Origin of the sequence: Burkholderia sp. Cy-637 (assembly GCF_011753175.1) — a bacterium.
GTDB classification, from domain to species: Bacteria; Pseudomonadota; Gammaproteobacteria; order Burkholderiales; family Burkholderiaceae; genus Burkholderia; species Burkholderia gladioli.
Window position 1 is genome coordinate 1 of sequence record NZ_VWWC01000211.1, and the last position, 10,262, is coordinate 10,262.

9 protein-coding genes are annotated in these 10,262 nt (G+C 70.0%); 6 read left to right on the forward strand and 3 right to left on the reverse strand.

What is annotated here, in order from left to right:
* From F3J10_RS31745 to F3J10_RS31755, 3 genes are all read left to right on the forward strand, one after another.
* Positions 1-1,642 (forward strand): 3-hydroxyacyl-CoA dehydrogenase NAD-binding domain-containing protein (locus tag F3J10_RS31745; RefSeq protein ID WP_167243754.1); only part of this gene is annotated, 1,642 nt, incomplete at its 5' end.
* Between the two features lie 50 nt (positions 1,643-1,692).
* On the forward strand, positions 1,693-2,901 hold the full coding sequence (locus F3J10_RS31750; protein WP_167243755.1) for an acyl-CoA dehydrogenase family protein: 1,209 nt from the start codon (positions 1,693-1,695) through the stop codon (positions 2,899-2,901).
* A 16-nt stretch (positions 2,902-2,917) separates the two neighbouring features.
* Positions 2,918-4,042 carry an acyl-CoA dehydrogenase gene (locus tag F3J10_RS31755; RefSeq protein ID WP_167243756.1) on the forward strand — a complete coding sequence of 375 codons (1,125 nt, stop codon included), beginning with the start codon at positions 2,918-2,920 and terminating at the stop codon, positions 4,040-4,042.
* Between the two features lie 76 nt (positions 4,043-4,118).
* Here the strand turns inward: F3J10_RS31755 and F3J10_RS31760 are convergent, their stop codons facing one another.
* Positions 4,119-4,307, reverse strand: a complete 189-nt coding sequence (locus tag F3J10_RS31760) for a hypothetical protein (RefSeq protein WP_166916608.1) — start codon at positions 4,305-4,307, stop codon at positions 4,119-4,121.
* Between the two features lie 168 nt (positions 4,308-4,475).
* Between F3J10_RS31760 and F3J10_RS31765 the strand changes: the two genes are divergently transcribed.
* The 3 genes from F3J10_RS31765 to F3J10_RS31775 all read left to right on the forward strand — a co-directional run bounded on the left by F3J10_RS31765 (position 4,476) and on the right by F3J10_RS31775 (position 9,226).
* The gene (locus F3J10_RS31765) at positions 4,476-5,762 is read left to right on the forward strand and encodes a dicarboxylate/amino acid:cation symporter (RefSeq protein WP_025097058.1); all 1,287 of its coding nucleotides are present in this window, start codon (positions 4,476-4,478) and stop codon (positions 5,760-5,762) included.
* A gap of 99 nt (positions 5,763-5,861) precedes the next feature.
* Positions 5,862-7,805, forward strand: coding sequence for an ATP-binding protein (locus F3J10_RS31770; protein WP_051598209.1), 1,944 nt, complete (start codon positions 5,862-5,864; stop codon positions 7,803-7,805).
* A gap of 56 nt (positions 7,806-7,861) precedes the next feature.
* Entirely contained in the window at positions 7,862-9,226 is a 1,365-nt protein-coding gene (locus F3J10_RS31775) for a sigma-54 dependent transcriptional regulator (protein ID WP_025097056.1), read from the forward strand.
* 121 nt (positions 9,227-9,347) lie between these two features.
* Here F3J10_RS31775 and F3J10_RS31780 read toward each other — a convergent pair whose 3' ends face one another.
* Both F3J10_RS31780 and F3J10_RS36080 read right to left on the reverse strand, forming a co-directional pair.
* Positions 9,348-9,884, reverse strand: a complete 537-nt coding sequence (locus tag F3J10_RS31780; RefSeq protein ID WP_166916604.1) for a TlpA disulfide reductase family protein — start codon at positions 9,882-9,884, stop codon at positions 9,348-9,350.
* Between the two features lie 78 nt (positions 9,885-9,962).
* Positions 9,963-10,262, reverse strand: a 300-nt coding sequence (locus tag F3J10_RS36080; RefSeq protein ID WP_205200558.1) for a hypothetical protein, incomplete at its 5' end; no start/stop codon positions are given.

A 10,262-nucleotide genomic window follows, 5' to 3' on the forward strand; every position in this document is an offset into this window, starting at 1 on the left:
TCGCCATGTCGGCGCCGAGGCCGCGCGCGAGCTGGGCCTGGTCGATCGCGTGGCGGCCAGCGACGACACGCTGGCCGAGGGCCTGGCCTATGCGCAGGAACTGCTGGCGAAGCGCGCGCCGATGCGCCGCACGCGCGACGCGCAGGACCTGGCCGATCGCGCCGCCGCGCAGGCGGCCATCGACGCCGCGCGCGCCGAGGTGGCCAAGCGCTCGCGCGGGCTGTTCTCGCCGCAGCGCATCGTCGAGGCGGTCGAGGCCGCGCTCGCGCTGCCCTTCGACGAGGGCATGAAGCGCGAGCGCGAACTGTTCGTCGAATGCCTGGACAGCCCGCAGCGCGCCGGCCTGATCCACGCCTTCTTCGCCGAGCGCGAGGCGGCCCGGGTGCCCGGGGCGAGCGGGGCGAAACCGCGCGAGATCGCGCGCGTGGGCGTGATCGGCGGCGGCACGATGGGCGCCGGCATCGCGGTGGCGGTGCTCGACGCGGGCTTGCCCGTGATCCTGGTCGAGCGCGACGATACCGCGCTCGCGCAGGGCCGCGCGCGCATCGCCAAGGTGTATGACGCGCTGGTCGCCAAGGGCCGCCTGTCGGATGCGGCGCGCGACGAGCGCATGGCGCGGCTGGCCGGCAGCACCGTCTACGACGCGCTGGCCGAGGTCGACCTGGTGATCGAGGCGGTGTTCGAGGACCTGGCCGTCAAGCAGGCCGTGTTCGAGGAACTGGCGCAGCTCGCCAAGCCGGGCGCGGTGCTCGCCACCAACACCTCCTATCTCGACATCGACGCGATCGCCGCCAGCGCGGGCGAGCGCGCCGCCGACGTGATCGGCCTGCACTTCTTCTCGCCGGCCAACCTGATGAAGCTGCTCGAGATCGTGGTGCCGGCGCAGGTCGCGCCCGAGGTGGTGGCCACCGCCTTCGCGTTCGCCAAGCGGCTGCGCAAGGTGGCGGTGCGCGCGGGCGTCTGCGACGGGTTCATCGGCAACCGGCTGCTCGCGGTCTACCGCGCCGCCGCCGATTACCTGATGGAGGATGGCGCCTCGCCCTACCAGATCGACCGCGCGATCCGCGGTTTCGGCTTCCCGATGGGCCCGTACCAGGTGATCGACCTGGCCGGCGGCGACATCGGCTGGGCCACCCGCAAGCGCCGCGCGGCCACGCGCGATCCGGCGCTGCGCTACGTGGCGATCGCCGATCGCCTCTGCGAGCGGGGCTGGTTCGGGCAGAAGACCCAGCGCGGTTTCTATCGCTACCCGGAAGGCGCGCGCGTGGGCGAGCCCGATGCCGAGGTGGAGGCGATCATCGCCGCCGAGCGCGCGGCCAAGGGCATCGCGCCGCGCGAGTTCAGCGACGAGGCGATCGTGCGCCGCTACCTGGCCGCGATGATCAACGAGGCCGCCAAGGTGCTGGAGGAGGGCATCGCCCTGCGTCCGCTCGATATCGACGTGGTGCTGGTGCACGGCTACGGCTTCCCGCGCCATCGCGGCGGCCCGCTCCACTACGCGGACACGCTGGGCCTGGCCGAGGTGCTGGCCGAGATCCACCGCTACGCCGAGGAGGACCCGGTGTTCTGGCGCCCGGCGCCGCTGCTGGTCGAGCTGGCCGGGCGCGGCGCGAGCTTCGCGAGCCTGAACCCGGCGCGCTGAGCGCGACGCCCCATCCCGTCAACTCTTTCGTCTCGACCGGAGCCGATACGATGAACCTCGATTTCACTCCCGAAGAAGAAGCGTTCCGCGCCGAGGTGCAGCGCTTCCTCGCCGAGCAGTTGCCGCCCGAGCTGTCGCGCAAGGTCAGGGGCGGCCTGCACCTCACGCGCGAGGACATGCAGCGCTGGCACGCGATCCTGCACGCCAGGGGCTGGCTGGCGAGCCACTGGCCGAAGGAGCATGGCGGCCTGGGCTGGAGCGTCGCGCAGAAATTCCTGTTCGACAACGAATGCGCGATCGCCGGCGCGCCGCGCATCGTGCCGTTCGGCGTGAACATGCTCGGCCCGGTGCTGATCAAGTACGGCAGCCAGGCGCAGAAGCGCCACTGGCTGCCGCGCATCCTCGACGGCTCGGACTGGTGGTGCCAGGGTTACTCGGAACCGGGCGCCGGCTCCGACCTGGCTTCGGTGCGCACCAGCGCCGTGCGCGACGGCGATCACTACGTGGTCAACGGCCAGAAGACCTGGACCACGCTCGGCCACTACGCGAACATGATCTTCTGCCTGGTGCGCACCGCCACCGACGTGCGCAAGCAGGAGGGCATCAGCTTCCTGCTGGTCGACATGAACACGCCGGGCGTCGAGGTGCGGCCGATCGTGCTGCTCGACGGCGAGCACGAGGTCAACGAGGTGTTCTTCACCGACGTGCGCGTGCCGGTGGAGAACCTGGTGGGCGAGGAGAACCGCGGCTGGACCTACGCGAAGTACCTGCTGACCTACGAGCGCACCAACATCGCCGGGATCGGCTTCTCGGTGGCCGCGCTGGAGCGGCTGCGCGCGGTGGCCGGGCGGCTCCTGAAGAACGGCCGGCCGCTGGCCGAGGACCCGCTGTTCGCCGCGCGCCTGGCGCGCGTCGAGATCGAGCTGGAGAACATGAAGACCACCAACCTGCGCGTGCTGGCGGCGGTGGCGGGCGGCGGCGCGCCGGGCGCGGAAAGCTCGATGCTGAAGATCCGCGGCACCGAGATCCGCCAGGAGATCTCCTCGCTGATGCGGCGCGCGATGGGCCCCTACGCGATGCCCTTCGTCGACGAGGCCTTCGAGGCGGATCGCGAGGGCAGGCACGAGGACGAGCCGATCGGCCCGGCCGAGGCGGCCAGCGCGGCCGCGCAGTATTTCAACAACCGCAAGCTGTCGATCTACGGCGGCTCGAACGAGATCCAGAAGAACATCGTCGCCAAGACGATCGTTGGTCTGTGACGCAGACGGAGGCCCCATGGATTTCAAGCTGAGCGACGATCGCCGGATGCTGGCCGATTCGCTGAACCGCTTCATCGACGAACGTTATGGTTTTCCGGTGCGCGAGCGCATCGCGCGCTCCGAGGCGGGTTACGACGCCGAGCTTTGGCGCCGCTTCGCCGAGCTGGGCGTGATCGGCGCGCTGTTCGAGGAAGCCGATGGCGGTTTCGGCGGCGCCGGGTTCGATCTCGCCGTGGTGTTCGAGAGCCTCGGGCGCGGCCTGGTGGTCGAGCCCTTCCTCGGCGCGCTGATGGCCGGCCGCGCGATCGCGGCGGGCGGCGACGCGGCGCGGCGCGAACGGCTGGCCGCGCTGATCGAGGGCGGCACCACGGCCGCCTTCGCGCATGCCGAGCCGGGCAGCCACTACGAGCCGCACCGGGTGCGCACGCGCGCGGTGGCGGCGGGCGAGGGCTGGAAGCTGGACGGCGCGAAGGCGGTGGTCGAGCACGGCGCGCAGGCGGGCTTCTTCGTGGTGTCGGCGCGGCTCGCCGGCGAGGACGACGCGGCCGACGGCCTGGCCCTGTTCGTGGTGCCGCGCGAGACGCCCGGCCTTGCGCTGCGCGACTACGCGCGCATCGACGGCGGCCGCGCGGCCGAGCTGCACCTCGACGGCGTGCAACTGAAAGCGGGCGCGCGGCTGGCCGGCGACGGCGCCGAGCTGCTCGAGCGCGTCACCGGCTTCGGCCTGCTGGCCCTGGCCGCCGAGGCGATCGGCGCGATGGAGGTGGTGAAGACGCAGACCATCGACTACCTGCGCACGCGCAAGCAGTTCGGCCTGCCGATCGGCAGCTTCCAGGCGCTGCAGCATCGCGTCGCCGACCTGCTGCTGGAGATCGAGCAGGCGCGCTCGGCGGTGATCAACGCGGCGGCCGCGCTGGAGGCGCCGCGCGCCCAGCGCGAGCGGGCCCTGTCGGCGGCCAAGTACACGATCGGGCGCACCGGCACGCGCGTGGCCGAGGAGGCGATCCAGCTGCATGGCGGGATCGGCATGACCTGGGAGCTGCCGCTCTCGCACTACGCGAAACGGCTGGTGATGATCGACCACCAGCTCGGCGACGAGGATCACCACCTGGCGCGCTATATCGCGCTGGGGCGCGGCTGAGGCGAAGGCGCCGGCGCGGCGGGCGGGCCGCCCCGGCGCCTCCGCGCCGCTCGTGTCGCGTAAACGGCCCGACACATTATTTCCCAATCGTCCGGAATACCGGACGCGCCGCTTTCCGGATTTCCGGAAAATCGGATTGCGCGCGCCGCGCCAATTTCCATAAAACGATAAAAATCAAGGGCTTGCCTGCTGTCGCCAAGCTGGCATCGAGCTTGCGTATATCTGTCGCAAGGCCGATCCCCCGGCCGGACAACGACAGCAGCAAGGAGACAACCGATGACGCCCCACCCGTATCCTTCCCCCCGGATGGTCTGAGGCCGTCGCTTGTTGCGGCACGGCAGCCGCGCGGGCGAATGGCTCCCCCTGACATTCGTCCGCGCGCGTGACGCCGGTTCTCTAGGCTTACTTCATCCTTCTGGAAACTGGACTCATCGTGAAGAAGAAACCTTTCTATAAAGTGCTCTATGTGCAGGTGATCTTCGCCATCATCGTCGGCGTGATCCTCGGCCATTACTATCCGTCCCTCGCGGTCGACATGAAGCCCCTCGGCGACGGCTTCATCAAGCTGATCAAGATGGTGATCGGCCCGATCATCTTCTGCACGGTGGTGACCGGCATCGCCGGCATGGAAGACATGAAGAAGGTCGGCCGGGTCGGCGGCAAGGCGCTCCTGTACTTCGAGATCGTCTCGACCTTCGCGCTGGTGCTGGGCCTGGCGGCCACCCACTTGCTGCGTCCGGGCGCCGGCTTCAACATCGATCCGGCCACGCTCAACGGCAAGGAAGTGGCCTCCTACGCGGCCAAGGCGCACGGCCAGTCGACCGTCGACTTCCTGATGCACATCATCCCGAACACCATGTTCGATGCCTTCGGCCAGGGCGAGATCCTGCAGATCCTGCTGATCGCGCTGCTGTTCGGCAGCGTGCTGGCGCACCTCGGCGAGCGCGGCAAGGTGGTGACGGACTTCATCGAGGGCACCAGCCGCGTGCTGTTCGGAATCGTCCACATCATCACCAAGCTGGCCCCGATCGGCGCGTTCGGCGCGATGGCCTTCACCATCGGCAAGTACGGCGTCGGCTCGCTGATCCCGCTGCTCAAGCTGATCGGCACCTTCTACCTGACCTCGGCGGTGTTCGTGGTGGTGGTGCTCGGCGCGATCGCGCGCTTCACCGGCTTCTCGGTGATCCGCTTCGTCGGCTACATCAAGGAAGAGATGCTGATCGTGCTGGGCACCAGCTCCTCGGAAGCGGCCTTGCCGCAGCTGATGGAGAAGCTTGAGAAGGCCGGCTGCTCGCGTTCGGTGGTGGGCCTGGTGGTGCCGACCGGTTACTCGTTCAACCTCGACGGCACCAACATCTACATGACGATGGCCGTGCTGTTCATCGCCCAGGCGACCAACATCGAACTGACCTGGATGCAGCAGCTCACGCTGCTGGCGGTCGCGATGCTGACCTCGAAGGGCGCCAGCGGCGTGACCGGCGCGGGCTTCATCACGCTGGCCGCGACGCTGGCCGTGGTGCCGACCATCCCGCTGACGGGCATGGTGCTGATCCTCGGCATCGACCGCTTCATGAGCGAATGCCGCGCGCTGACCAACATCGTCGGCAACGGCGTGGCCACCATCGTGGTGTCGGCCTGGGAGAAGGAACTGGACCGCAACAAGCTGCGCGCCGCGCTCAACGGCGAACTGGCGGCCAGCGATACCACCGCGAAGGCGTAACAGGTGAAGCAGGAAGCAGCGGCGCGCGAGAAGCCGCCGCTGCGCGGCGGGGCCGGCACCGGCGGCGCGAGAGCGTTCGAGCGGGCCGGCCCCGCATCTATTGGCGCGGGCGGCTATGCCACAATAGGCGATTCCCATTTTCCGGAAACCGCGAACGTGAAGCGCCGCCTGCTCGTTCTGCTCGTGCTCGTCGCGCTGCTGGCCGCCGCCTGCGCGCTGACCTGGACGATCACCTGGCAGCGCGGCATCGACGAGCTGCGCCGCAACGCGGGCGTGCGCGTCGATCGCACCACCAGCGCGCTCAAGAGCACGCTGGACCGCTACGAATCGCTGCCCTACCTGCTGGGCGGCCATCCCTTCGTGCAGGACGTGCTCGCCAACGTCGACACGCCGGGCTACGTGGAGCGGGCCAACCGCTACCTCGAGGACCTGAACCGACACGCGCACGCCACCACCACCTACATCATCGGCGCCGACGGGCGCTGCGTGGCGGCCAGCAACTGGCGCGACCCCGACAGCTTCGTCGGCATGGAATACCGCTTCCGGCCTTACTTCATCGACGCCATCAAGGGCGGGGTGGGCCGCTTCTTCGGGATCGGCACGGTCTCGCACGATCCCGGCTACTACATCTCGCAGCCGGTGCGGCGCGAGGGGCGCATCGTCGGCGTGGCGGTGGTCAAGCTCAACCTCGAATGGTTCCAGGGCGCCGACGCCTCCGAGCCGCTGGTGGTGGCCGACGATCACGGCGTGATCTTCCTGTCCTCGGTGCCGGCCTGGAAATACCACACGCTCAAGCCGCTCACCGGCAGCGTCGCCGATTCGATCTACGCCACGCGCCAGTACGCGCAGCAGCCGGTCACGCCGGTGCCGATCCGGGTCGAGCGCGTGCTCGGCCCGGGCGCCGAGATCGTGCGGATCGGCGCCGGCATGCGCGCGCCGCGCTACCTGGCCACCCAGCGCCGGCTCGGCGAGCCCGACTGGCAACTGGTCACGCTCGCGCCGATCGAGCCGGTCGACACCGACGCGCGCAACGCCACCGTGGTGACCGGCTTCGGCGTGGTCTCGATCTTCCTGCTGGCCTTCTACTGGCGCATGCGCCGCGCGCGCGTCAAGGAGATGATCCGCGGCCGCGCGCTGCTGCAGAACGCCTACGCGGAGCTGAACCAGCGCGTGGCCGAGCGCACCGCCGATCTCTCGCAGGCCAACGAGCAGCTGCAGAAGGAGGTCGGCGACCGGATCCGCGCCGAGCTGGAACTGCGCGCCGCCCACGACGAGCTGGTGCAGGCCAGCAAGCTGGCGGCGCTCGGCCAGATGGCGGCCGGCATCACCCACGAGCTGAACCAGCCGCTGGCGGCGCTGCGCAGCTTCTCCGACAACACCCGGGTGCTGCTCGAACGGGGCGAGCAGGCCGCCGCGCGCGACAACCTGGAGGCGATCGCCTCGCTGACCGAGCGCATGGGCAAGATCACCAACCAGCTCAAGCTGTTCGTGGGCCGCGCGCGGCCGCGCAACGAGCGTGCCCAGGTGGCGCGCGCGCTGCGCAACGTCGCCTCGCTGCTGCGCGAGCGGCTGCAGGCGGTGAACCTGGAAGTCGAGCTCGACGATGCGCTGCATCCGGGCCAGGGCCCGGCGCCGCTCGATGCCTCGCGCGAATACGCCGACCTGGTGGCGATCTGCGAGGACCTGCGCCTCGAGCAGATCCTGATCAACCTGCTCGGCAACGCGCTCGACGCGGTGGCCGGGGTGGCCGCGCCGCGCATCCTGGTGACCATCGAGGCGAGCCCCGGCGCGATCGTGATCACGGTGGCCGACAACGGCCCGGGCGTGCCGCCCGAGCTGCTGCCGCGCCTGTTCGAGCCGTTCTTCACCACCAAGGAGATGGGGCGCGGGCTCGGCCTGGGTCTCGCGATTTCCTCCTCGATCGCCAGCGACGCGGGCGGCTCGCTGCAGGCGCGCAATGCGCCCGAGGGCGGCGCGGTGTTCGTCTTGACGCTGCGCCGCGCCCGCACGCATCATCCGCAGAGTTTCGCGACCGGCCGCTGAGCATCCCTCGGCTCTGCGCGCCGGCCGCGGCATCGAACCATATTGGGTGAAACAGGATGGCGAACCGCCTGCAGGTTATCTATATCGAAGACGACGAACTGGTGCGCCGCGCCGCCGTGCAGAGCCTGCAGCTCGCCGGCTTCGAGGTGGCCGGCTTCGGTTCGGCCGAGGCGGCCGAGAAGGCGATCCTCGGCGAGCGCGTCGGCGCGGTGGTGTCCGACATCCGCCTGCCCGGCGCCAGTGGCCTGGAGCTGCTGGCGCAGTGCCGCGAGCGCGCCGCCGAGGTGCCGGTGATCCTGGTCACCGGCCATGGCGACATCACCATGGCGGTGCAGGCGATGCGCGACGGCGCCTACGACTTCATCGAGAAGCCCTTCGCCACCGAGCGCCTGATCGAGACCGTGCGCCGCGCCATCGAGCGGCGCGAGCTGGTGCTGGAGAACCTCGCGCTGCGTCGCGAGCTGGCGGTGCAGGGCGTGGTGGCGCCGCGCATCATCGGCCGCAGCCCGGCGATCGAGCAGGTGCGCCGGCTGATCGCCAACGTCGCGCCGACCGACGCCTCGGTGCTGATCAACGGCGACACCGGCGCCGGCAAGGAACTGATCGCGCGCAGCCTGCACGAGATGTCGCCGCGTCGCGACAAGCCCTTCATCGCGGTCAACTGCGGGGCGCTGCCCGAGCCGATGTTCGAGTCCGAGATGTTCGGCTACGAGCCCGGCGCCTTCACCGGCGCGGCCAAGCGGCGGGTCGGCAAGCTCGAATACGCCTCGGGCGGCACGCTGTTCCTCGACGAGATCGAGAGCATGCCGCTCGCGCTGCAGGTGAAGCTGCTGCGCGTGCTGCAGGACGGCGTGCTGGAGCGGCTCGGCTCGAACCAGCCGATTCGCGTGAACTGCCGCGTGGTGGCCGCCGCCAAGGGCGACATGAGCGAGCACGTGGCGGCTGGCACCTTCCGCCAGGATCTGCTCTATCGCCTGAACGTGGTGACCATCGCGCTGCCGCCGCTGGCCGAGCGCCGCGAAGACATCGTGCCGCTGTTCGAGCACTTCATGCTCGATGCGGCGGTGCGCTACGGCCGCCCGGCGCCGCACCTCACCGACCGGCAGCGCGAGAGCCTGATGCAGCGCGACTGGCCCGGCAACGTGCGCGAGCTGCGCAACGCCGCCGACCGTTTCGTGCTGGGCGTGACCGAGGGCGTGATGGAGCCGGCCGGCGGCGCCGAGGCGCGCGAGGCGGCCGGCGCCGAGCAGTCGCTGAAGGAGCGCGTCGAGCAGTTCGAGCGCGCGGTGATCGCCGACACGCTCACGCTCACGGGCGGCGCGGTGGCCGCCACGGCCGACCGGCTGCATGTGGGCAAGGCCACGCTCTACGAGAAGATCAAGCGCTACGGGCTGTCGACCAAGGGCGAGAACGAGCGCTGAGCGGGGCGTTCGAGGCGGTTCGCGAGCTTGCGGTCATCGGCTCGGGAAATCGGCCTCGCAAACAACAAAGCCGGCGGCGCCTGGAGGCGCGGCCGGCTTTGTCTCGTTCGGGAGGCGGCGTTCAGGCGTTGCTGCCGAGCGCCTTCTGCAGCAGTTGGTCGAGCTCGGCGAACTGCGGCTCGCCGACATAGCGCTTGAGGATCTTGCCGTCCTTGTCGACCACGAAGGTGGTGGGCGTGAGCTGGACGTTGCCGAACTGCTTGGCGAGCGAGCCGTCGTCGAAGGCGACCTTGAACGGCAACTGGCGCGTTTGCGTGTAGTTGGCCACGTACATCGGCGAATCGTAGTTCATCGCCACGGCGACGAATTCGAGCCCCTGGCCCTTGAAGCGGTTGTAGGTCTGGACCATCTGCGGCATTTCCTTCATGCAGGTCTCGCAGCTGGTCGCCCAGAAATTGACCAGGTAGACCTTGCCCTTCAGGTCCGAGCTGGTGGAGACCTTCTGGCCCGAGAGCAGGGTGAAGGTGGCGTCGGGCACGCTCGACTTGCCGTTCAGCGCGAAATAACCGGCGACGGCGATCGCCACCGCGACGGCGGCGAGCACGACATAGCGCAGCGGGCTGGCGCGGCGGCTGGAGGAAGCGGGGGCTGGGCTCATCGAGGACACCTCGGCGGATCGGGCGAATCCCGCGCGGCATGCACGGGCGGCGACCATTGTAGCGTCAAATCGTGACGCTCATCGGGCAGCGCTCGCGATGCCCGGCATCAGCGCCGGCGGCACTTCGGGCCCGATTTTCGGCTCGATTTCCGGCCTCGCCGCGCGAGGGCGCCGGGGCGGCTTATGTTGCCTATTCGGGCGCGCGCCGGGATGCTCCGCGATGATAATGGCGGCTCGTTCCGTTCCCCGTTCGCCATGCTCCTTTCCGGAATCCGCATCCTGTCCAGCGCGCCGCGAGGCCGCGCCGCGGGCGCCCGCCGCCTTGCCCTGTCGATCGCCGCCGCGCTGGCGCTCGGCGTCGCGGCCGGCTGCACGCCG

Coding starts and splice junctions, on each gene's coding strand:
- F3J10_RS31750 (WP_167243755.1), top strand. CDS start 1,693: ATGAACCTCGATTTCACTCCCGAAGAAGAAGCGTTCCGCGCCGAGGTG.
- F3J10_RS31755 (WP_167243756.1), top strand. CDS start 2,918: ATGGATTTCAAGCTGAGCGACGATCGCCGGATGCTGGCCGATTCGCTG.
- F3J10_RS31775 (WP_025097056.1), top strand. CDS start 7,862: ATGGCGAACCGCCTGCAGGTTATCTATATCGAAGACGACGAACTGGTG.
- F3J10_RS31780 (WP_166916604.1), bottom strand. CDS start 9,884: ATGAGCCCAGCCCCCGCTTCCTCCAGCCGCCGCGCCAGCCCGCTGCGC.